This is a genomic window from Hydrogeniiclostridium mannosilyticum, assembly GCF_003268275.1.
Taxonomy (GTDB): Bacteria; Bacillota; Clostridia; order Oscillospirales; family Acutalibacteraceae; genus Hydrogeniiclostridium; species Hydrogeniiclostridium mannosilyticum.
Genome location: NZ_QLYR01000003.1, coordinates 140323 through 164403, shown reverse-complemented (window position 1 = coordinate 164403; position 24081 = coordinate 140323). Strand labels below are relative to the sequence as shown.

Annotated in this window: 18 protein-coding genes; 14 read left to right on the top strand and 4 right to left on the bottom strand. The window is 49.8% G+C overall.

The window, feature by feature from the left end:
• Positions 1 to 27: 27 nt before the first annotated feature.
• The 3 genes from DPQ25_RS07275 to DPQ25_RS07265 all read right to left on the bottom strand — a co-directional run bounded on the left by DPQ25_RS07275 (position 28) and on the right by DPQ25_RS07265 (position 2020).
• Positions 28 to 1209: a sodium ion-translocating decarboxylase subunit beta gene (locus DPQ25_RS07275; RefSeq protein WP_207657299.1), complete on the bottom strand. Its 1182-nt coding sequence runs from the start codon at positions 1207 to 1209 to the stop codon at positions 28 to 30.
• Between the two features lie 52 nt (positions 1210 to 1261).
• Entirely contained in the window at positions 1262 to 1660 is a 399-nt protein-coding gene (locus tag DPQ25_RS07270; protein WP_112332506.1) for an OadG family protein, read from the bottom strand.
• 108 nt (positions 1661 to 1768) lie between these two features.
• Positions 1769 to 2020, bottom strand: coding sequence for a hypothetical protein (locus DPQ25_RS07265; protein ID WP_112332505.1), 252 nt, complete (start codon positions 2018 to 2020; stop codon positions 1769 to 1771).
• A gap of 287 nt (positions 2021 to 2307) precedes the next feature.
• Here DPQ25_RS07265 and rpoB point away from each other — a divergent pair, with 287 nt between their 5' ends.
• The 14 genes from rpoB (at position 2308) to DPQ25_RS07195 (ending at position 23245) form a co-directional block, all read left to right on the top strand.
• Complete coding sequence (gene rpoB, locus DPQ25_RS07260; RefSeq protein WP_112332504.1) at positions 2308 to 6033, top strand: DNA-directed RNA polymerase subunit beta; 3726 nt, start codon at positions 2308 to 2310, stop codon at positions 6031 to 6033.
• A gap of 18 nt (positions 6034 to 6051) precedes the next feature.
• On the top strand, positions 6052 to 9594 hold the full coding sequence (rpoC, locus tag DPQ25_RS07255) for a DNA-directed RNA polymerase subunit beta' (protein WP_112332503.1): 3543 nt from the start codon (positions 6052 to 6054) through the stop codon (positions 9592 to 9594).
• 139 nt (positions 9595 to 9733) lie between these two features.
• Positions 9734 to 10162: a 30S ribosomal protein S12 gene (gene rpsL, locus DPQ25_RS07250; RefSeq protein ID WP_112332502.1), complete on the top strand. Its 429-nt coding sequence runs from the start codon at positions 9734 to 9736 to the stop codon at positions 10160 to 10162.
• A gap of 187 nt (positions 10163 to 10349) precedes the next feature.
• A complete protein-coding gene (gene rpsG / locus DPQ25_RS07245) occupies positions 10350 to 10820 on the top strand; it encodes a 30S ribosomal protein S7 (RefSeq protein WP_177576915.1) in 471 nt (156 codons plus the stop codon).
• A gap of 44 nt (positions 10821 to 10864) precedes the next feature.
• Entirely contained in the window at positions 10865 to 12946 is a 2082-nt protein-coding gene (gene fusA / locus DPQ25_RS07240) for an elongation factor G (protein ID WP_112332500.1), read from the top strand.
• Between the two features lie 107 nt (positions 12947 to 13053).
• Positions 13054 to 14256 carry an elongation factor Tu gene (gene tuf / locus DPQ25_RS07235; protein WP_112332499.1) on the top strand — a complete coding sequence of 401 codons (1203 nt, stop codon included), beginning with the start codon at positions 13054 to 13056 and terminating at the stop codon, positions 14254 to 14256.
• Between the two features lie 540 nt (positions 14257 to 14796).
• Positions 14797 to 16710, top strand: coding sequence for a nucleoside-diphosphate sugar epimerase/dehydratase (locus DPQ25_RS07230; protein ID WP_112332498.1), 1914 nt, complete (start codon positions 14797 to 14799; stop codon positions 16708 to 16710).
• Between the two features lie 115 nt (positions 16711 to 16825).
• Positions 16826 to 18004, top strand: coding sequence for a 2-C-methyl-D-erythritol 2,4-cyclodiphosphate synthase (gene ispF / locus DPQ25_RS07225; protein ID WP_112332497.1), 1179 nt, complete (start codon positions 16826 to 16828; stop codon positions 18002 to 18004).
• A gap of 124 nt (positions 18005 to 18128) precedes the next feature.
• Entirely contained in the window at positions 18129 to 18356 is a 228-nt protein-coding gene (locus DPQ25_RS07220; RefSeq protein ID WP_242978255.1) for a DUF3343 domain-containing protein, read from the top strand.
• Positions 18353 to 19498, top strand: coding sequence for an aminotransferase class V-fold PLP-dependent enzyme (locus DPQ25_RS07215; RefSeq protein ID WP_112332496.1), 1146 nt, complete (start codon positions 18353 to 18355; stop codon positions 19496 to 19498). Before DPQ25_RS07220 ends, DPQ25_RS07215 begins: the two co-directional genes overlap by 4 nt.
• 96 nt (positions 19499 to 19594) lie before the next feature.
• Positions 19595 to 20464 carry a diadenylate cyclase CdaA gene (gene cdaA, locus DPQ25_RS07210; RefSeq protein ID WP_112332495.1) on the top strand — a complete coding sequence of 290 codons (870 nt, stop codon included), beginning with the start codon at positions 19595 to 19597 and terminating at the stop codon, positions 20462 to 20464.
• Positions 20461 to 21747 carry a CdaR family protein gene (locus DPQ25_RS07205; protein ID WP_112332494.1) on the top strand — a complete coding sequence of 429 codons (1287 nt, stop codon included), beginning with the start codon at positions 20461 to 20463 and terminating at the stop codon, positions 21745 to 21747. The genes cdaA and DPQ25_RS07205 overlap by 4 nt, the downstream gene beginning before the upstream one ends.
• A 285-nt stretch (positions 21748 to 22032) precedes the next feature.
• Complete coding sequence (rbsK, locus tag DPQ25_RS07200; RefSeq protein ID WP_112332493.1) at positions 22033 to 22959, top strand: ribokinase; 927 nt, start codon at positions 22033 to 22035, stop codon at positions 22957 to 22959.
• A 73-nt stretch (positions 22960 to 23032) separates the two neighbouring features.
• Positions 23033 to 23245 carry a cortexillin II gene (locus tag DPQ25_RS07195; protein ID WP_112332492.1) on the top strand — a complete coding sequence of 71 codons (213 nt, stop codon included), beginning with the start codon at positions 23033 to 23035 and terminating at the stop codon, positions 23243 to 23245.
• Between the two features lie 90 nt (positions 23246 to 23335).
• Here the strand turns inward: DPQ25_RS07195 and DPQ25_RS07190 are convergent, their stop codons facing one another.
• The gene (locus DPQ25_RS07190; RefSeq protein WP_112332491.1) at positions 23336 to 23986 is read right to left on the bottom strand and encodes a helix-turn-helix domain-containing protein; all 651 of its coding nucleotides are present in this window, start codon (positions 23984 to 23986) and stop codon (positions 23336 to 23338) included.
• Positions 23987 to 24081 lie beyond the last annotated feature (95 nt).

The following is a 24081-nucleotide window of genomic DNA, read 5'->3' as shown; positions in this document are numbered from 1 at the left end:
ATTTTATTCGATAGAAAATTTTTAGCCTTAACCTACCAGGGGGCCAAGAATGCTGATTAAAACGCCCGCAGCAACAGCGGAGCCGATTACGCCGGCTACATTGGGGCCCATTGCGTGCATAAGCAGGAAGTTTCCGGGGTTTTCCTCCTGGCCAACCTTTTGGGCGACACGCGCCGCCATTGGCACGGCAGACACACCTGCGGAACCAATCAGCGGGTTGACCTTTCCGCCGGAAAGTTTACACATAAGTTTGCCGAATAGCACGCCACCAGCAGTACCACAACAGAAAGCCAACAGACCCAAAACAATGATACCTAAGGTTTGCGGACTGAGGAAGACACTGCCTGTAGCAGTAGCCCCTACGGTAACACCGAGGAAAATGGTAATGATATTCATCAGTTCGTTCTGAGCGGTGTTGGAAATTCTGCTGACGACGCCGCTTTCACGCATCAGGTTGCCGAGCATTAGCATGCCGACCAGGGGGGCGGCGTCAGGCAGCAGCAGGGCAATTAAGCAGGTAACAATAATCGGGAAAAGAATTTTTTCCAGCTTGGAAACCGGACGAAGCTGCTCCATAACAATCATACGCTCTTTTTTGGTGGTCAGCGCCTTCATGATAGGAGGCTGAATAATGGGTACCAAGGCCATGTATGAATAGGCGGCAACTGCAATGGGGCCCAATAGATGAGGCGCCAATATGCTGGTTACATAAATAGCGGTAGGTCCGTCCGCGCCGCCAATAATACCGATAGAGCCAGCCTCCGGCGCGGTAAAGGAGAGGCCAGGAATGCCGAGGCCGCCGATGAACATGGCGCCAATAAAGGTAAGAAAAATGCCCAGCTGTGCGGCGGCTCCGAGCAGAAAGCTTTTAGGGTTGGCAATCAGGGGGCCGAAGTCGGTCATGGCGCCGATGCCGAGAAAGATAAGCGGCGGGTAAATACCAAGCTTGACACCCTGGTACAGGTAATAGAAGAGGCCTCCGTTCGCAGTGTCGGTCGGCGCTGCCATAATGGCAGGAAAAAGATTGACCAGCAGCATGCCGAAGGAAATTGGCAGCAGCAGCAAGGGCTCAAACTGTTTTTTGATTGCCAGATAGATTAAAACGAAAGAAATTACAATCATAACATAGTTCTGCCACGGATTGCTGACAAAGCCTGAGGTGTTAATGATTCCCTTGATGGAATCGATGAAACCGTTAATGATATCCACGGAAAAATCAGTCCTTCCTAAAACAATAAAATGTATGGTCCGTCGCCGAGATTCAAAACGGCTTCGTATTTTCAATCAAGCCGGCCATACCCCAGGCAGAACGCGCATTGGAGCGGCTGCGCTTAATGCTTTTAACGGCGGAGAGGGGAGCGCCCTCCACGCAGTATACTGCTGCGGCAATTGCGGCAACCACTTCCTCGGAGATACCGTCCTCTACTGCCGGGGCTTCTACTAAGGCAACAGGGGCCGGAGCCGGCGCGGGTATATTTTTCTCGGGAGCCGGCGCCTTTTTTTTGCCGAGAGCTTTGTGGACAACGGCGCCGTAGAGGTAAATGATAAAGGTCAGACAAATTAAAACAAGGAAAACAACAATAAGACCGGTCAGTAAAACGGTCAGAGAGATGCTGGCAGGGTCGGTACCGTCCAAAGCAAGGGGTAATAAATTCCGCATAATTGAATTACTCCAATCGTTAAAATAATATCACAAAAAATTATTATTTTCCGGGGTAGCAGATTAAAAAGGACCAAACTACCCTATGATAATGGTATTATAACCCATTCAGGGGTCAATTTCAATTCTTTTTACGTAAAAAAGAATAATTTTAAAAATATTATTCAGCAGCGTGAGCATGGAAAGAGAACTGCCAGCAACAAAGCGACGGCCTAGCTTATCAGAGTTTTTTAGCCCAAGAAAATAGCTTGCTGCTTCAAATCCGGGAGCAGCAGCCAGAAAGATAGGGCTATGGCGCGCCAGCCGGTTTACCGGTAAAAATATAGCAAAACAAAAATGACCAGTGCCCGTTAAAAGCACTGGTTTATTTGAATGCTGCCTGGCCGGTTCTACAAAAGCTCCAGAAAAAGCTTACGGCTATATATTTAAAAGTAAACGTACCCCTTGACAAAAATAAATTGTTGGGGTAAAATAATATACTGCATTATCATGGAAAATTATAGGTGTACCCCACCCTTAGTTTTAATAATAGCATAGTCTTTTCAAAAAGGCAAGAGGTTCTAAAAAATGACAATAATATCCATGAACATGCGAAGGGTTCTTACAAGTCGAAGAATGGTAAATATATGAATGGAGTGATTGAGCCAATGGTGAATGTCAAACCGGTGCAGGTCGGCAAAAACGTCCGCATGAGCTTCGCTCGGATTGGTGAAGTATTGGATATGCCAAATCTGATTGAAGTTCAGAAAAACTCTTACAATTGGTTCCTGGATGAGGGTTTGAAAGAAGTATTTCGCGACGTTTCTGGCATCACGGACTTTACTGGGAATTTGGTACTTGATTTTGTTGACTACCAATTGGATACCGATAAACCAAATTATAGTATTGCAGAGTGTAAGGAGCGTGACGCCACCTATGCTGCTGCGCTCCGCGTTACCGCTCGACTCCTGAATAAAGAAACGGGGGAAATCAAGGAATCCGAAGTGTTCATGGGTGATTTTCCGCTTATGACTGAAAGCGGCACCTTCGTCATCAACGGCGCTGAACGCGTGATTGTTTCCCAGCTGGTTCGTTCTCCGGGCGTTTATTATAAGATGGAGTACGACAAAACGGGTAAGGAGCTGTTCAGCTCAACGGTTATCCCGAACCGCGGCGCATGGCTTGAATATGAAAACGATGCCAATGATGTCTTTTATGTTAGAATCGATAAAAACAGAAAGATTCCGGTGACGGTGTTCATTCGTGCGCTGGGGCTCGGCAGCGACGAGGAGATTATCAACTATTTCGGTGAAGACGAGCGCATCCGGGCAACGATTGAAAAGGATCCCTGCAAAACAACAGAGGAAGCGCTTTTTGAAGTGTACCGGAAATTACGCCCGAGCGAACCGCCGACCATTGAGAGCGCTCAGGCGCACATTAACGGCCTGTTTTTCGATGCCCGCCGTTACGACCTTTCCCGTGTTGGCCGGTATAAATACAATAAAAAGCTGAATTTGGCGGGCCGCGTTGCCGGGCAGGTGCTTACGCAGCCGGTAATCAACCCGCTGACCGGTGAACTGATGGCCGAAGCGGGGCAGGTTATAACCCGTGAGAAAGCTGTTGAAATGGACAATGCCGGCGTTACGGTAGCCTATGTCGCCGTCAATGAGCAGGAGGTTAAGGTTATCTCCAACGGCATGGTTAACATTAATGACTTCGTTCCATTTGACGCACATGCGGAATGCGGAATCAATGAGCGCGTGCGTTTTAATGTGCTGGCTGAAATTTTGGAGTCCTGTGAAGGCGACGCTGAAAAAATCAAGGAGGCTGTCGCCGCTAAAAAGGACGAGTTGGTTCCGAAACATATTATCATTGATGATATTTTTGCCTCCATCAACTATATGAATTGCCTGGCTGTGGGCCTGGGCACGCTGGATGATATTGACCACCTGGGCAACCGCCGCATCCGGTCCGTTGGCGAGCTGTTACAAAATCAATTCCGGATTGGTTTCTCCCGGCTGGAGCGCGTCATTCGTGAGCGGATGACCCTGCAAGCCCAGGATCTGGACGTACTGACGCCGCATTCCCTAATTAATATTCGTCCTGTCGTGGCTGCAATTAAGGAGTTCTTCGGCTCCTCGCCGCTGTCTCAGTTTATGGACCAGACGAACCCTTTGGCAGAGCTGACACATAAGCGCCGCCTGTCCGCGCTGGGCCCGGGCGGCCTGTCGCGTGACCGTGCAGGCTTCGAGGTGCGTGACGTACACTACAGCCATTACGGCAGAATGTGCCCCATTGAGACGCCGGAAGGCCCAAACATCGGTTTGATCTCCTATCTGGCGACCTTTGCGCGCATCAATGAATATGGTTTTATTGAGGCGCCCTTCCGCCGCGTCGAAAAAGAAACAGGGGTTGTGACCGACGAAGTCATCTATATGACGGCGGACATGGAGGATGAGTTCATCGTAGCGCAGGCGAATGAGCCGCTTGATGAAGAGGGCCGCTTTGTGCACACGAAGGTCAATGGCCGCTACCGTGACAGCTTTGTGGAGGTCGAGCGCGAGCGTGCCGATTATATGGACGTTTCGCCGCGGATGGTTGTTTCCGTTGCAACGGCGATGATTCCTTTCCTGGAGAATGACGACGCCAACCGTGCGCTGATGGGCTCCAACATGCAGCGGCAGGCAGTTCCGCTGCTCAAGACGGAATCTCCGATTGTGGGAACCGGCATGGAATTTAAGGCAGGCGTGGACTCTGGTGTCTGCGTCGTTGCAAGAAGGGCGGGCGTTGTCCGCAGCGTAAGCGCGACAGAGGTGCAGGTTACTTGCGATAATGGGGAGACGGACGTTTACCACATTACCAAATTTATGCGCTCTAACCAGGGAACATGTATTAATCAGATCCCCGTGGTCGATGTTCATCAAAGAATCCAGGCGGGTGATGTGATTGCCGACGGCCCCGCGACCAAGGACGGGGAGATCAGCCTGGGCAAAAACGCATTGATCGGCTTTATGACCTGGGAAGGCTACAACTATGAGGACGCGGTTCTGATCAGCGAGAAGATTGTCCGCGACGATGTTTACACCTCGATTCATATTGAGGAATATGAGCTGGAATCCCGCGACACCAAGTTAGGGCCGGAGGAAATTACCCGCGATATACCAAATGTGAATGAAGACCTGCTGCGTGATTTGGACGAGAGCGGCATCATCCGTGTCGGCGCGGAGGTACGCTCGGGCGATATTCTCGTTGGCAAGGTAACGCCGAAGGGAGAGACGGAGCTTACGGCTGAGGAGCGCCTGCTTCGCGCAATCTTTGGTGAAAAAGCGCGCGAGGTCCGTGACACGTCGCTGCGTGTTCCGCATGGCGAATATGGCATTGTCGTGGACGTCAAGGTGTTTACCAGAGAAAATAGCCACGACGAGCTCAGCCCCGGCGTCAATAAGGTAGTGCGCTGCTACATCGCGCAGAAGAGGAAGATCTCCGTCGGCGATAAGATGGCGGGCCGCCATGGCAATAAGGGCGTTGTTTCCCGTATCCTGCCGGTTGAGGATATGCCCTTCCTGCCGGACGGCACCCCGCTCGACATTGTGCTGAACCCACTGGGCGTACCTTCACGTATGAATATCGGCCAGGTGCTCGAGGTCCATCTCGGCATGGCCGCCAGGGCGCTCGGCTGGAAAATCATGACGCCTGTTTTTGACGGCGCGCATGAGGAGGATATCCGCGAGTGCTTCCGCATGGCAAACATCAGTGAGGATGGTAAAATTACACTGAAGGACGGCCGTACCGGCGAATATTTTGACAATCCGGTCACAGTGGGGTACATGTATTACCTGAAGCTGCACCACTTGGTTGACGATAAGATTCATGCCCGCTCCACCGGCCCGTACAGCTTAGTTACCCAGCAGCCTCTGGGCGGCAAGGCGCAGTTCGGCGGACAGCGCTTCGGCGAGATGGAGGTTTGGGCGCTGGAGGCTTACGGCGCCGCTTATACCCTGCAGGAGATTCTGACTGTGAAATCCGACGATGTTGTTGGTCGTGTTAAAACCTATGAATCCATTGTAAAGGGTCAAAATATTCCGAAGCCGGGCGTACCGGAATCCTTTAAGGTCTTGATTAAAGAGCTTCAGTCCTTGGGGCTCGATGTCAAGGTACTGGATAAAGATGAGAATGAAATCGACCTGAAACAGAACTTTGACGATGACGACGATATGGGCTTTACACCTTCGGATGATCTCTTCGCGGAGCAGAACGTCGCGGATGACCTCGACGGCTACACCATGAAGGATGAAGAGGGCGAAGACATTTTTGAAGAAGAGGACGAGGCCTTTGAAGAGGATCTCTTCGGTGATGACGCATCGCTGGACCTCGATGGCAGTGACGAGATTTAATTAGGAGGGTTCTGCAGGATGGAATTTAACGTGTTTGAGTCAATTAAAATCGGGCTTGCATCTCCTGAGCAGATTCGGGAGTGGTCCCACGGCGAGGTAAAAAAGCCGGAAACCATCAACTATAGAACCTTGAAGCCGGAACGCGACGGCCTTTTCTGTGAACGTATTTTTGGGCCTCAGAAGGACTGGGAGTGCCATTGCGGTAAATATAAGAGAATCCGTTATAAGGGTAAGATCTGCGACCGCTGCGGCGTTGAGGTGACACGCTCCAAGGTGCGCCGCGAGCGGATGGGCCACATCGAGCTGGCTGCGCCGGTCTCTCATATCTGGTATTTCAAGGGAATCCCCTCCAAGATGGGGTTGATCCTGGATATTTCTCCCCGGATGCTGGAGAAGGTACTCTATTTTGCCCTTTATATTGTGACGGACCCGGGCAGTGTCAGAGAGCTGCAAAAAAAACAGCTGCTCAATGAAAAAGAGTACCGTGACCTGCGTGAAAAATATGAGGATGACTTTGAGGCCGCTATGGGCGCTGAGGCTATTAAGAAGCTTCTCGCCGAGATTGATTTGGATAAAGAAGCCGAGGATCTGAAGGATGAATTGGCAGGCGCTTCTGGGCAGAAGCGCGTCCGCATTTTGAAACGGCTTGAGGTTGTAGAGGCCTTCCGCCTATCCGGGAACCGCCCGGAATGGATGATTATGGATGTTGTCCCGGTTATTCCGCCGGATATACGTCCGATGGTACAGTTGGACGGCGGACGTTTTGCCACCTCCGACCTGAATGATTTGTACCGCCGCGTCATCAACCGCAATAATCGTCTGAGAAGGCTGCTTGAACTGGGCGCGCCGGATATTATTGTGCGCAACGAAAAGCGTATGCTTCAAGAGGCAGTGGATGCCCTGATCGACAATGGCCGCCGCGGCCGTCCGGTAACAGGACCGAACAACCGTCCGCTGAAATCTCTTTCCGATATGCTGAAGGGCAAGCAGGGGCGTTTCCGCCAGAACCTGCTCGGTAAGCGTGTCGACTACTCCGGACGTTCCGTTATTGTTGTCGGACCGGAGTTGAAGATGTACCAGTGCGGCCTGCCGAAGGAAATGGCCTTGGAGCTCTTCAAGCCCTTTGTGATGAAGCGCTTGGTGGAGACCGGGGCCGTGGGTAATATTAAGGCGGCGAGAAAGGCTGTGGAGCGCGCCAAACCCGAGGTTTGGGACGCGCTGGAAATTGTGATTAAAAACCATCCGGTTTTGCTGAACCGCGCGCCTACGCTGCACAGGTTGGGCATTCAGGCTTTTGAGCCGGTGCTGGTCGAGGGCAGGGCCTTGAAGCTGCATCCACTGGCCTGCACTGCTTATAACGCAGACTTCGACGGCGATCAGATGGCGGTTCATGTGCCGCTGTCCGCCGAGGCGCAAGCTGAAGCGCGTTTCCTTATGCTGGCGGCGGGCAACCTGCTCAAGCCCTCTGACGGGCGCCCGGTTACCGTGCCGACGCAGGATATGGTTTTGGGCTCCTATTACCTGACGCTGGACAAGGACGGCGAGCTTGGCGAGGGGAAAATCTTCAAAGACTTTGAAGAGGCCATCATGGCCTATGATGCTCACTATGTTGGCCTGCATGCCAAGATCAAGGTGCGCAGAACCATTGAAATTGACGGCCAGAAGGTTTCTCGCCTGGTAGATACCACGGTGGGCCGAATGATTTTCAACCAGCCGATTCCGCAGGATTTGGGTTATGTAGATCGTTCGGTGTTTGAAAATAAATTCAAATTTGAAATTGATTTCCTGGTGGGCAAAAAACAGCTGGGGAAAATTATTGACAAGTGCATTAAAATGCACGGAACTGCAATGACAGCTGATGTCCTCGATGCCGTTAAAGCCCAGGGCTATAAGTATTCGACGAAGAGCGCCATCACAGTGGCGGTAGGCGATGCGACCATACCGAAAGCGAAAAAATCCTTGATTGCCGAGGCGGAGAAAAAGATTGACACGGTCACAGAGCAGTTCAAAATGGGTTTGCTCTCTGAAGATGAACGCAAAAATGCGGTGCTCCGGACTTGGGAAAAGACGACGAATGACGTTACCGACGCGCTGCAAAAGGGGCTGGACCGCTACAACCCGATCTATATGATGGCGGATTCCGGTGCGCGTGGCTCCATGAGCCAGATTCGTCAGCTGGCGGGTATGCGCGGCTTGATTGCAAATACCTCCGGTACAGTTATTGAAATTCCGATTCGCTCTAATTACCGTGAGGGCTTAAATATTTTGGAATACTTCATTTCCTCCCGCGGCGCGCGTAAGGGCTTGGCCGATACCGCCCTGCGTACGGCGGACTCCGGCTACCTGACCCGCCGCCTGGTAGATGTTTCCCAGGATGTGATCATCCGGGAGGATGACTGCGGTGCAACCGATGGCCTGGAGGTATTCGACATCTGCGAGGGCAAGGAGGCTATCGAGCCGTTGCACGAGCGCCTGATCGGCCGCTACCTGGTAGAGGATTTTGTGGACGAGAGCACCGGTGAGGTGTTGGTGTCCAAGGATACCATGATGGGGGATAGAGAGGCCGACATCATCGTTGGCCACGGTGTACAGCGTATCAAAATCCGTTCCATCCTTAATTGCTGTGCCCGCCACGGTGTCTGTAAGAAATGCTACGGCGCCAACCTGGCAAACGGGCAGCCCGTAACGGTGGGCGAAGCGGTTGGTATTATTGCAGCCCAGTCCATTGGCGAGCCGGGTACACAGCTGACGATGAGAACATTCCATACCGGCGGTGTTGCCAGCGCGGAAGATATTACACAGGGTCTGCCGCGTGTAGAGGAGCTCTTTGAAGGCCGTAAGCCCAAGCATTTGGCTATTATCACTGAAATTCCCGGTAAGGTTAGCTTTGAGGATATTAAGAAAAACCGTCATGTCGTCGTGACAGACCCAGAGAGCGGGGAGGTTCGTAATTACCTGGTCCCCTTCGGCTCCCGGATTATTGTCAACGAGGGGGATGAAATCCAGGCGGGCGCGAGAATTACGGAAGGTTCCGTTAACCCGCACGATGTGCTGGCTATCAGTGGCACACACGCCGTTCAGGATTATCTGATCCAGGAAGTACAACGTGTTTACCGCATGCAGGGCGTTGATATTAATGATAAGCACATTGAGGTCATTATCCGCCAGATGATGAAGAAAGTGCGCGTGGAAGACGCCGGTGATACCGGGTTGCTCCCGAGCAGCTTGGTTGAAAAATCGGAGCTTGAATATGAAAACGGCAGGATTCGCGAACGTGTTGCCGCGGGCGAACTAGAGCTCAGGGAAGCAACCTACACCCCAATGCTGCTGGGCATTACCAAGGCCTCTCTGGCAACAGACTCTTTCCTCTCGGCTGCTTCCTTCCAGGAGACTACCCGTGTGCTCACGGATGCGGCTATCAAGGGCAAGGTGGATCCGCTGCTCGGCTTGAAGGAAAATGTTATTATTGGTAAGCTTGTGCCTGCGGGTACCGGAATGGCTTGTTACCGCGATGTTGAGGCTAAGTTTGAAAAAGAAGACTTGACAAACGAGGCCATGTAGCCTTATAATTAGGAATTGTGATGGCCAAGGGGGTATTTTGTCCTTTTGCCGCCGCAGAACAAAGGCTTTATTGCATAATTTGCTGTGTTTTCGGCTTTGCCGTTACACATAGACGACTATGAAATAGAGGAGGTGTACTATGCCAACATTTAATCAGTTAGTTCACACAGGACGTCAGGTAAGCGAAAAGAAGGCGAAAGCGCCGGCATTGCTGAAGGGCTGGAACTCTAAGAAGCGGATTCCGATTGACCAGGATTCTCCCCAAAAGCGCGGCGTTTGTACTTCTGTTAAGACTGCTACCCCGAAGAAGCCGAACTCTGCATTGCGTAAAATCGCTAGAGTGCGTCTTTCAAACGGAATTGAAGTCAGCGCTTACATTCCCGGAGTAGGGCACAACCTGCAGGAGCATAGCGTGGTAATGATCCGTGGCGGCCGTGTTAAGGACCTGCCTGGTGTTCGTTACCATATTATCCGCGGCACACTGGATACCCAGGGTGTTGCCAAGCGCATGCAGGCCCGTTCCAAATACGGCGCGAAGCGTCCAAAGGCCGGCGCAGCAAAGAAATAATTTTTGTGCCGCATAGACCCAAGAAGAATTTGACAGAATACCGAGTGGCTGCATGTTGAAATAACACAGTGCAGCGGCGTTTATATAAAGTGTCTATCAAGACCTTACGGGACGCCTCTGTATTGGCCACGGGAGTTTGTCGCTTTCGAGTACCGATGATATCATTACTGTGAAGGAGGGAAGTAAGGTGCCAAGAAGAGGAAATATTGCAAAACGTGATGTTTTGCCAGATCCGCTGTATAATTCCAAGCTGGTGACGCGTTTGGTAAACAACGTGATGTATGACGGTAAGAAGGGGGTTGCCCAGAAGATCGTTTACGGAGCGTTTGATATCATCAGCGAAAAAACAGGAAAAAATCCTTTGGAAGTTTTTGAGCAGGCGATGGAAAATGTTATGCCGTCCTTAGAGGTTAAGGCCCGCCGTGTTGGCGGCGCAACCTACCAGGTTCCGATGGAGGTTCGTCCGGAAAGAAGACAAACCCTGGGCCTGCGTTGGATGACAGCATATTCCAGGCTTCGTTCTGAAAAGACCATGAAGGAGCGTCTGGCTGGAGAAATCCTTGATGCTGTGAACGGTGCTGGTGGTGCTGCCAAAAAGCGTGACGACACGCACAAGATGGCAGAGGCCAACAAGGCTTTTGCGCACTATCGCTGGTAATTCACCAACAGGTGTAAGACTGTTACAGATGTAAGGAGGAAACTATGCCAAGGCAGGTATCACTTGAAATGACTCGTAATATCGGCATCATGGCTCATATTGATGCTGGTAAGACGACTACTACAGAACGTATTCTATATTATACTGGTATTAATCATAAAATCGGTGAGACGCACGACGGCGCCGCGACGATGGACTGGATGGCACAGGAGCAGGAGAGAGGCATTACCATTACCTCCGCTGCTACCACATGCTTCTGGAAAGATCACCGCATCAACATCATTGATACGCCGGGCCACGTCGATTTCACCGTTGAGGTTGAGCGCTCCTTGCGTGTGCTGGATGGCTCTGTGACAGTTTTCTGTGCGAAGGGCGGCGTTGAGCCTCAGTCCGAAACCGTTTGGCGCCAGGCAGAGGAATATGGTGTTCCTCGTATGGCTTATGTCAATAAAATGGACATTATGGGCGCCGATTTCTTCAATGTTGTGAAGATGATGAAGGAGCGCTTGAAGTGCAACGCAATTCCGATTCAGCTGCCGATTGGCAGTGAGGACACTTTCCGCGGCATCATTGACCTGGTCGACATGAAAGCCGATGTGTATTATGATGATATGGGCAAGGACATGCGCGTGGAGGATATTCCGGAGGATATGAAGGAAATTGCCGAGGAATATCACAATGCATTGATTGAGCATATTGCAGAGCAGGATGATGCGCTGATGGAAAAATACTTCAGCGGCGAAGAGCTGACAAAGGAAGAGATTGTCAGCACCATTCGCAAATCCACCATTGCCAACAAAATGGTCCCGGTTACCTGCGGGACTTCATACCGCAATAAGGGTGTGCAGAAGCTTCTCGACGCCATCGTGGACTATATGCCTGCTCCGACGGACATCCCTGCGATTAAGGGTGTAAATCCGGATACCGGCGAGGAAATCGAGCGCCATGCTTCTGACGACGAGCCGTTTTCTGCGTTGGCGTTTAAGATTGCTACCGATCCCTTTGTTGGCAAGCTGTGCTATTTCCGCGTTTACTCCGGCATGCTTCATGCCGGCGACACGGTTTATAACTCGGTGAAAGATTCTAACGAGCGTATCGGCCGCATTCTGCAAATGCATGCCAACCACCGCCAGGATATCGACACGGTTTATGCGGGCGACATCGCTGCGGCAATCGGCGTTAAGAATACGACTACTGGCGACACCTTCTGTGATGAAAAAAACCCGGTCATCTTGGAATCCATGGATTTCCCGGATCCGGTTATCCGTGTTGCGATTGAGCCGAAGACAAAAGCCGGCCAGGAGAAGATGGGGATTGCTTTGGCAAAGCTTGCCGAAGAGGATCCGACCTTCAAGGCCTACACGGATCAGGAAACCGGCCAGACCATTATTGCAGGTATGGGCGAGCTCCACCTGGAGATTATTGTCGACCGTCTGCTGCGGGAGTTTAAGGTAGAGGCCAACGTGGGTAAACCGCAGGTCGCCTATAAAGAGACCATCCGCAGACTTGCCGATGTTGACACAAAATATGCCAGACAGTCCGGCGGTAAAGGTCAATATGGACACGTTAAGATTAAGGTTGAGCCGAATCCGGAAAAGGGCTACGAGTTTGTTAATGCTACAGTAGGCGGGTCTGTTCCGAAGGAATATATCCCTGCGGTCGATCAAGGTATTCAGGGTGCCATGCAGTCCGGTGTCCTTGCTGGCTACAATGTTGTTGACGTAAAGGTCACACTGTATGACGGCTCTTACCACGAGGTTGACTCCTCTGAAATGGCCTTTAAGATTGCCGGTTCCATGGCGTTCAAAGAGGCGATGAGAAAGGCTGATCCGGTCATTTTGGAGCCTATCATGAAGGTAGTCGTCATTGTGCCTGAGGATTACATGGGCGATGTTATTGGCGACTTGAACTCCCGCCGCGGCATGATTATGGGCATGGAGGCGGTTTCCGGCGCTCAGCAGATTCAAGCGATGGTTCCGCTTTCTGAAATGTTCGGTTATGCAACGGATATGCGTTCTAAAACACAGGGCAGAGGCCAGTATACGATGGAACCTGATCACTATGCAGAGGTTCCGAAGTCTGTTTCTGACAACATTATCTCTGAACGTGGCAAAAAGGGTGAATAATTTTACCTGAATACGCTTGATTTTTATTTAAATACTTGCTAAAATATAGCAATGTAATAGCAGTTTTTTAGAAATGATTATCGATCAGATAAAAAGGAGGATTTCCAATGGCAAAGGCAAAGTTCGACAGATCTAAACCCCATGTTAACATTGGTACCATCGGCCACGTTGACCATGGTAAGACCACACTGACGGCGGCTATCACAAAGGTGCTGAGCTTCCAGGGTGAGGCGGAATTTAAGGATTACAGCAACATCGACAGCGCTCCCGAAGAGAGAGAGCGTGGTATTACAATTAATACCGCTCACGTTGAGTATCAGACGGAAACCCGTCACTATGCTCACGTTGACTGCCCGGGCCATGCTGACTACGTTAAGAACATGATTACCGGCGCTGCTCAGATGGACGGTGCAATCTTAGTTGTTTCCGCTGCTGACGGCCCGATGCCGCAGACCAGAGAGCATATCCTGCTTTCCCGTCAGGTGGGTGTTCCTTATATCGTTGTTTTCATGAACAAGTGCGACCAGGTTGACGATCCCGAGCTGCTGGATCTTGTTGAGATGGAAATTCGTGATATGCTCAACGAGTATGAGTTCCCGGGCGATGACACCCCGATCATTCGTGGTTCCGCTCTGCAGGCTCTGGAGTCTACCTCCACTGATATCAGTGCCCCTGAGTATGCTCCGATCCTTGAGCTCATGAAGGCTGTGGATGAATATATTCCGACCCCGGAGCGTAAGTCCGACCTTGCTTTCCTGATGCCAGTTGAGGACGTGTTCACCATTACCGGCCGTGGTACAGTTGCTACAGGTAGAGTTGAGCGCGGTACTGCGAAGGTTGGCGAGGAAGTTGAAATTATCGGCTTGACCGATGAGCGCAAGAAGTCTGTTATTACAGGCCTTGAGATGTTCCGTAAAACGCTTGATTTTGCTGAGGCTGGCGATAACGTTGGTGTTTTGCTGCGTGGCGTTCAGAGAAACGAGATCGAGCGCGGCCAGGTTCTTTGTAAGCCCGGCACTATTCATCCGCACACCAAATTCCGCGGCCAGGTTTATGTTCTGACTAAGGAAGAGGGCGGCCGTCACACTCCGTTCTTCAATAACTATCGTCCGCAGTTCTATTTCAGAACCACCGACGTAACAGGCGTCATTTCTCTGCCGGAAGGCACCGAGATGTGCATGCCCGGCGATAACGTCGAGATGGATGTTGAACTCATCACTCCGATCGCTATTGAGGAAGGCCTGCGTTTTGCTATCCGTGAGGGTGGTCATACAGTTGGCTCCGGCGTTGTTATTGCGATTAACGAATAATAATTGCTGATTTAAGAGTCCCCATTCTTTAAGAGTGGGGGCTCTTTTTTATTTTGCCGTCTTATTTTGACTGATTTTATAGTGATTGTAGCGACGGCCTTTCTCAGGCTTTATTAATATGAGAAAAGATTTGGGGTATGCTCCGGGTTAAGGGACGGCCACTATGTGTGTATTTATTGACATAACAGGTTATCTGCCTTATAATCGAAGCTAAAAAGAGATGGCCTTGTTGAAAAAGCAGATGTTTCCTGAGCATTATTGCAGGTGCGTTGGTTTGCGGCGGGGGAAGAAGCGGCTTTTGGGCCGTGATGTATCAGGTGCTGGTTGACAGGCAGATTATACCTAGTTTAACAGAAAGGGTTAGAGCACTGATGAAGCATCAGCTCATAAAACAGAAATAAGGATTCCATTTTCATGTAAAATGTGATATACTATATACTATAACTGGGCTTATGAAGTTGTTTTAACAACAGTTTTTCTTTGTTCTTGAATCGGGATTTTACCGGTTGCGTTTATTAAAAAATAAGGATTGATTAATAAATGAAGTTTAAGCGTTTTAGCCTTTTACATTCTTTTCCTCAGATGCTGCTGGATATTATCTGCGTTTTTTTTAGTTATTGGTTTGCGTTCGTCATCCGTTTTGAGATGAATATTAACATTCCCCCATATTATATGCATTCATTCAGCGTGTGGATTCCTTGGATTACGCTTATCTCGCTGCTATCCTTTGCATTGTTTCGCTTTTATAATACAATGTGGCAGTTTGCAAGCTTGGACGAGCTGTTGCAAATTTTTTACGGTTCAGCTTTCTCCACAGCAGTAGTGATTTTTACCGGCTACCTTGCCTCAGACAGCGTGTTTGACGTGCTGCGCTTTCCAATCAGTATTTATATTATGGGCGGCGTGTTTACCTTTTTCTTTGTAGGGCTGTCCCGTTTTGGGATTCGCCTGTTTCGTCAGCGCCGCCGTAAGAGTAAGCTGGGGCAGAATGTTAAGGGGGACCTAAAGCGCGTTATGGTTATTGGCGCGGGCGAGATGGGCTCGATGCTGATTAAAGATATGAAAAATGCGCCGGAAAGCCGTGGAACACCGATTATTGCTATTGATGATGATAAGAGCAAGCGTGGTACGAGGATTAATGGTGTTAAAATTGTCGGTGGCCGGGAGAGTATCCCTAAAATGGCAGCGAGATATGAGATTGATCAGATTTTGCTGGCTATTGCGAATGCCAGTAAGGCGGAGAAACAGGATATTTTAAGCTTATGTGCTAAAACGGGGTGTGAGTTAAAGACAATTCCCGCCTTGTATGAGCTGGTGGATAAAGAAACACAAAACATGAGCATTCGGGATGTCAATATCCTTGACCTGCTTGGCCGCGATGAGGTCCACCTGAACATTGAAGAAATCAGTGACTATCTAAGGGATAAAACAGTTTTAGTCACAGGTGGCGGGGGCTCAATTGGCTCAGAACTATGCCGTCAGATTGCCTTTTTTCATCCGAAAAAATTGATTATTGTCGACATTTACGAAAACAATGCGTATGATCTGCAAAACGAGCTGCTGATGAAGTTTAAAAAGTTGAACCTGGAGGTTTTGATTGGTTCGGTTCGGGATAAGGACCGTATAAACCATATTTTCTCGGTTTGTAAGCCGGATGTGGTTTTTCATGCGGCAGCTCATAAGCATGTGCCTTTGATGGAGTTCAGCCCGGGTGAAGCGGTCAAGAATAATGTGTTTGGCACCTTGAATGTCGCGCAGGCCTGCGATGCGTATCATGTGCGCCGGATGGTGTTGATTTCAACGGACAAGGCCGTAAATCCGACGAATATTATGGGCGCAACAAAGCGTATATGCGAATTGATTATTCAATATTTCAGCCGGCACAGCCAGTACACGGAGTTTGTTGCGGTACGTTTCGGCAATGTGCTTGGCAGCAACGGCAGCGTCATTCCACTATTTCAGCGCCAGATTCAGGCGGGGGGACCGGTTACGGTTACACATCCCGAGATCATTCGTTATTTTATGACGATTCCAGAGGCAGCACGGCTGGTCATTCAAGCCGGCGGCATGGCACATGGCGGTGAAATATTTATTTTGGATATGGGGCAGCCGGTAAAAATCGTGGATTTGGCACGAAATTTGATCCGGCTGTCCGGATATGAACCGGATGTTGACATTAAAATTACCTATTCGGGGCTTCGCCCCGGAGAAAAGCTTTATGAGGAGCTGTTGCTGGACAGCGAGGGAAATTGCCAGAAAACCTCTCATGAGCTCATTTATATTGGCTCTCCGATCCCCTTTGACGAGGATCGCTTTTTGTGTCAGTTGGAGGCTATGCGGGAGGTGGCCGGTGTGGATAATGTTAAGATGATTTCCATTGTACACGAGCTGGTGCCAACCTATTCCGGCCACGCAGAAGAGAGCGATGCGCTGGCCCAAAACGAAAAGGCTTAAGCGGTTCTAAAAACGATCATAGAGATATTCAATAAACGCTGGCGGTTTGTTGAATATCTTTTTCTTTCATGTAGCAATAGATTGGATAAAATACGGACTGAAGGAGGGACCGAGCATGTCTCAAAATTGCAGCGCTGTTATTGTAGCGGCCGGAAATTCGACCCGTATGGGCATACCCAAACAATTGGTGGCCTTCTATGGTGAACCGGCTCTGTCTTATACATTAAAGGCTTTTGACCAGGCTGAATCGGTTTCAGAGATCATTGTGGTCGCACGCCCCGACGAGCAGGAGAAAATATTGCTACTCGCCGGGCAGGCGTGCAAATCGAAAAAGGTTTGCTGTGTAACCGGGGGCGAAAGCCGGCAGCAGTCTGTACTGGCAGGGGTAAGGGCCGCCTCTGAAACGGCTGAAATAGTTGCCGTTCACGATGGGGCGCGGTTACTGATTACAGCAGATGAAATCAACCGGGTCATTGCCGATGCGGCCCAACACGGTGCCTCGGCACTTGCCGTACGGGTTAAGGACACCATTAAGACCGTGGGGGAAGGCTGTATGGTGGCGGGAACCCCGGTGCGTGCAAGTCTGTGGGCGGTTCAAACGCCGCAGGTTTTTCCACGGGCAGCATTTTTGTGTGCACTTGAGTGTGCGGTGAAGGAGGGCAGAGAGTACACGGACGACTGTCAGCTGTGGGAGCAGCGGGGAAATCCGGTCCATCTTCTTTTGGGTAATGATGAAAATATAAAGCTGACGACACCGACAGATCTTTTAGTAGCACAGGCTATTTTACAAAAGCGTTTGAAGAAAAGGGAGGCCGCCATGATGAGGATAGGTAACGGCTATGATGTGCACAGACTAGCGGAAAAACGCCGTCTTATCCTGGGCGGCGTGTGCATTCCTTATGAAAAAGGACTTTTAGGGCATTCGGATGCCGACGTGTTGGCACACGCCATAGCCGATGCCCTTTTGGGTGCTGCGTCGATGGGCGATATTGGAAAGCTATTCCCGGATACAGATGCGCAGTGGAAGGATGCGGACAGCATGAAGCTATTGGCTGTGGTGGCCGGGCGGCTTGCGGAAAAGGACTATTCCATTGTCAACATTGACTCAACGGTGCTTGCGCAGGCGCCTAAATTGGCGCCGTATATTATTCAGATGAGAGAGAATATTGCGCATGCCTGCGGCATTTCGCCGATCCAGGTCAGCGTAAAAGCAACGACTGAAGAAGGCCTTGGCTTCACCGGCCTGGGGCAGGGGATTGCTGCTCACGCCGTGTGCCTTCTGCAGGAGAATTAGAACACCAGCACCCTATCCACCGCATATTCTGTTAGTAAACATGTTCTCTAAAAATTGATTTTATTTGGCCTGCATGGCGGGCCGCTGTCAATGAGGGCTATAACTAACAGAGAGGTGATTACCGGTGAATAAACCGTTGATATTGGTAAGCTCAATCACATATGCCATGAAGGCGCGAGATGTTTTGTTTCGCAATGGCATCAAGGCCTATGTAGAACGGGCACAGCATAGAGAAGACGCCGGCTGTGGTTATGGGGTTTTTGTACCCAGCCGTACGGATGAGGCGCAGGCTATTCTTGAAAGGGCGGGCATTCGTGTTTTGGGCCGCGCGGAAAGGGTGGGGGCGCTATGATTTATTTGGATAATGCCGCGACGACTTTCCCAAAACCGCTTTCGGTTATCCAGGCGGTTGACAGGTCCATGCGGATGCTTGGCGCCAATCCGGGGCGTTCTGGGCATGCTATGAGTATCGCCGCTGCAGAAGAGATTTATCGTACCCGCGTTGAGGCAGCAGAATTTTTTGGAGCGCCGGGGCCGGAGTGTGTGGCGTTTACACTGAATTGCACAGAGGCAATTAATTTTGTTTTAAAAGGTTTGTTAAAACCCGGAGACCACGTTGTGACCTCTAACCTGGAGCACAATGCTGTTATGCGCCCGCTGCAGGCGCTTGCCGAGAGAAAAATAACCTATGCACAGGCCGAGGTGGTTTTAGGAGATAACGACGCTACTGTGGACAATTTCAGAAAAGCCTTGCAGCCCAACACAGCGTTGATTATCTGCATGCATGCCTCCAATGTGTGGGGAATCCGGCTTCCGGTAGAGCGCATTGCGGCCTTGGCACACCAGTATGAAATTCCAATGTGTGTGGATTGTGCGCAGTCCGCAGGTGTATTGCCCATTTCCATGACGGACGGGTTCGATTATTTATGCGTGGCTTCCCATAAGGGCCTTTATGCACCGATGGGCACAGGGCTTTTATTGACAACAAGGGGAACGCAGCTGAAAACCATTATTGAGGGCGGTACAGGGACGATGTCGGCTTCACTGGTTCAGCCGGACACCATGCCGGACAGGTTGGAAAGCGGAACGCCGAACGTCGCGGGAATATCCGGCATTCGTGCAGGGCTGGCCTTTGTGAGGTCTAAGGGGATTGACCGGGTACGCACCCATGAGCTGGAGCTCTTGCGCCAGCTGTACCGCAGGCTGCAAAGCTTAGAGGGGGTTAAACTATATACGCCCGAGCCGCAGGACCCCTGGTTTGCACCGGTTCTCTCCTTTAACATCGGCGCTATGGAAAGTGAGACGGTCGGAGAAAAGCTTGCCAAGCAGGGTGTGGCTGTGCGTGCAGGAATCCATTGCTCAAAAAGCGCACATCAGGCGATGGGCACCTTGGATCAAGGGGCTGTCAGGGTTTGCCCGTCAGTCTTTACGCGCCGAAGCGATATTATCGCTGCAGGGGATGCGGTCGAGAAAATCATGAAAAAACGGATATAAAATGTTTGCATGTGTACCGGAATATGGTACAATAAAGAGAACGATCATCGTGTGTTTTAACGTGATGTAAAACGATTTGGGAAGGAAGTACAGGCGATGTTTGAATATATCTCGTCTTTATGGAGCCAGTTTTTAAGTCTGCTGTCTTCTTTCAATATTTCATCTGCTCTTGATGTTCTGCTGGTTTCCTTCATCATTTTCAGTGGGATTAAGTTGATTCGCGAAACCCGTGCCGAGCAGTTGGTAAAAGGTATTATTTTACTGCTGGGTATTTGGATTGTAGCAAACATCTTCTCTATGAACATGATGAAGACCATTTTAAGCTACTTTTTTAACTTTAGTGTAATTGCACTGTTAATTATATTTCAGCCTGAAATTCGTAGGGCGCTTGAACAGATGGGGCGCAATAATTTTGGGAAAAAGCTGGGGCTGCTGAATAAGGAAGAAGAAAAGCAGAAAGAAAAAAAGCAGCGCTGCATTTCTGCTGTGGTGGATTCTGCCGCTTATTTGCAGGAACGAAAAACAGGCGCTTTAATGGTAATTGAGCGGGAGACCAAGCTGGGGGATATTATTAATACCGGAACGGTCGTGGATGCAATTCCCTCACAGCAGCTTATCTGCAATATCTTTTTTAATAAAGCGCCGCTGCATGACGGAGCAATGGTTATTCGGGACGGGATGGTGTATGCTGCCGGCTGCATTCTGCCGCTGACTAAAAGCAATAAGGTAAGCCTTGAGCTGGGCACCCGCCACCGCGCTGCCATTGGTATGAGCGAAAACTCAGATGCGGTTATTGTGATTGTGTCGGAGGAAACGGGTCAGATTTCGATGGCCCTTAACGGGGTACTAACACGGAACTATACGCGGGAGACACTGCAGAATGCGCTGGAGGAGTATTTGAGCTCGTCCAGTGAACCAAAAACGCAAAAAAAGATTCCGTCATTCAGAAAGGCGAAAAAATCATGAATAAAACAGCTGAAAAAAAAGCGCGTAAAAAGAAGAGCTTTCATATCGGCGGCCTCTTCTATAACAATAAGTTTGTCATGGCTTTTTCTTTGCTTGCGGCACTTATCCTGTGGTTTTTCATGGCATTTAACAATACGGAGAACTTTCCGGTGGTTATTCGGGATGTCCCGGCGACTATTCAGCTGCCCGAGTCTGCCCAGGGAACAGGTCTGAAGGTTTTTACCCCTACCGAGCAGAAGGTTACGGTATATTTAAAGGGAAACAGCCTGTCCGTGCGCTCCATTAAAGCGGAGGATATAGAGGTGACCACACAGGTTCAGCAGGCAGTAAGCGGGCCGGGGAGCTATCTGGCTACCCTGAATGTCCGTTTTAAGGGCTATGTGACAGATGTTGAAATTGACAAGGTGGAGCCCTCCATTTTAACCCTTGATGTGGATTATTCCGCTGAAAAATCTTTTCCTATTTCTACAACGGGCGTCACGGCCTCCACGGCTGAGAATTACTTTATCAGTGAAGCGACAGCCAGTCCGGACTCTGTGACGATTTCAGGCCCGAAGACTGCGGTGGACAATATCTCTAAGGTTATTACGGATGAAATAGACCTTGGTAATATTCAGGAGTCTAAAAAATTTACGTCGAATCTTACCCTGCTGGATGCAAACGGCAACCAAATAGAGGACGACCGGCTTACCTTGAGCGCGGAAAAAGCCGAGGTTACGCTTCCGGTTTTGTTGCGAAAAAGCGTGCCTTTTGTGGTGAACTTTACCAATCAGCCGGCGGGGCTTGTCTTAGGTGCGGATGCGGTTAAAATATCACCGTCACAGATTGAACTTGCAGGGACGGAGGAGCTTTTTGCCGCGAACCAGGCTATTAATTTGGACCCCATTGATTTTTCATCAATCAGTCCGGATAATAACACCTTTGAGGTGCCGATTAGTCTGCCGTCAGGCTTTAGAAATTTGCGCTCGGTAAACAGCGTACAGGTTACGCTGAACCTGGAGGGGTATACGACTAAACGGCTGGTGGTCAGTAATTTTAAGACGAACAATGTGGAAAACGGTTATACAGCCAGTGTGCTTTCTGATTCGGTCGCAATTATTGTAGTCGGCCCTGAGGATCAACTAGAGGATCTAACAGCGGATAATATTATTGGCCAGGTGGATTTATCTGGAAAGGAAGTGGCAGGCCACACGGAAGCGCCGGTTTCTTTCGGTATATCCGGTGGAACGAAGTGCTGGGCTTATGGTGTCTACACGGTAAACGTCTCGCTGCAAAAGCAGTAATGATGTTAAAGGGCAGGGCGCATACTTGGTGAATGACGGCGGAATAGATAAGAGGCGGCGGCCCCTAAGCCGGTATTCTGTTATTGCAAAAAGGGTGAAAACCTTTTGACAATGAGGTACTATAAAAACCACAGCGGGATCCTTTTGGACTGCTGTGGTTTTTTAGTGCCTTTTTGCGATTATTAAAAGTAGAAACAATTTCCAGGTTGCAAGATAGAGCAATCTTCGTTATACTTATAACTGGCTTTATAATACTCGATTCAATAAGGTTTTGGAGGAATCAGAATGAAGAAAATATTAGTAGTTGGCAGTGCTAACATGGATTTAGTAGTAAAGGTCCCCTATATGCCGTCGGTGGGAGAGACTATTTTGGGGGAGTCTTTCATGCAGTCTCTCGGCGGAAAAGGGGCAAACCAGGCATTTGCCTGCGGCCGTTTGGGGGAAGGAGTCGCGTTCCTGGCTGCTGTAGGCTGTGATGCATTTGGAAAGCGAATGCTTGATAATATGAATGAAATTGGCGTGGATGTCACACAGGTCAAGGAGGACGCTGCTCAGCCGACAGGAACGGCGTTTATTTATGTGGATGCTGAGGGTAGAAACAATATTGTTGTTGTTCCCGGTGCCAACCAGTCCTGTGATGGGGAGTACCTTAAAACGAAGCGGGCGCTTTTTGAGCATGCTGATTTCCTGTTAATACAAATGGAAATCCCCTATACCGGCATATGGGAGGCGATGAAATATGCGAAAGAATTGGGAAAAACCGTGGTGCTGAACCCTGCCCCGGCTCCAGATTATGGGGTCATTCAGGAAGAAGCCTATCGTTGTGTTGATTATATAACGCCGAACGAAACCGAACTGGCCAAACTGAGCGGATTGCCGACGGACAGTATGGAAAATGTCCAGCTGGCAGGTAAACGCCTGCTGTCCTTTGGCGTTCGGAACGTATTGGTCACCTTGGGTGAAAAAGGCGCGATGCTGATTAACCAGACAGGTGCGAAACTCTACCCCTCAATTCCGGCAAAGGCAGTGGATACAACCGCTGCGGGGGATACCTTTAACGGCGCTTTTGTCGTTGGCCTTGCGGAAGGTAAAAGCGTGGACGAGGCGGTGGCTTTTGCCAATGCGGCCTCCTCTATTGCTGTTTCCAGAAAAGGCGCACAAGCTTCTGTTCCAACAAGAAACGAAGTGGAGAACTTGTTAAAAACTTTGTAAATACTGCATATTCCATCCTTGCCATTGCTATACTTAGTAGTAAGCTAAAAAATTAAAAAAGGAGTTGGTTTCAATGGCAAGGCCAAAAAAGCCCGTCAACTATGTTGAAGAGCTGCAAAAAATAGAAATGCAGATTACCAGGCATAAAAGCAGCATCAAGGAATTGGAAGTACAGCGTAAAAAGCTTTTGGAGGAAAAGAAGAGCAAAGAAATGGGGATGCTGTATGAGGCAATTCAGACCTCTGGCAAAACCGTCAAAGAGGTTTTATCTACATTAGGTACTTGACCGTTTTTGGCGTGGCGGCAAAAAGGCAGGTTGAAAACACCCAAGTGTAAAAACTTGGGTGTTTTTTAGTAGCTGGTGGAAATTCAGCGTTTAATCGGCGGAGAAATTCCAGCTGTTTTTGCGGAATACACCCGGGGTGATGCCGACTGTAGTGCGGAATTGGTGAATAAAATTGCTCTCACTGGAAAAACCGACTTGGATGGCAATAGCCGAAATACTTTCCGATGTATTGCACAACAATTTTTTGCTTAGGCGGATTCGACAGCCAATGAGATATTCATACGGCGGCAGTCCGACCTGCTTTTTAAAAAGACGGATAAAATGGTATTTCGAGAAATGAAACTGCTTTGCGACCTCATCCATGGTCAGCGCCTCGGCACAGTGAAGCTGAATGTATTTGCGCGCCTGCTCAATGTCAGGATTTTCCCCGCCGTGCCCCTCAGGGAAAAGGTAGGACGAAAGGAGGTGTGTCACCATGGAAGAAAGTCTGTTGCTAATATCAGCATGTGAAAAAAGCACATCCTGTTCAATGGCGTAACACAGGGCTTGAAAGTCGGCTGTAAAGCGCTCCGGATCGTTCAGGGTAATGGCGTCATTCCGGTCCTGAAACAGGAGCGGCGCATAGCAGGAAACGCCATTCCGGTCGATATGTGCCCATAAAAATGTCCAGGATTTCTTGGAGGCCGTTCGGTACAAATGGTAATCCATGCAGTCAATCAGGGCAGCCTGGCCTGTGTGCAATTCAAAATCACCTCGAGGCGTATGGACTCTCCCATACCAGCCAAGGTGAACAGCAGCAGGTAATTATCTTTTTCAGAGCGCTCCGTGAAATAACG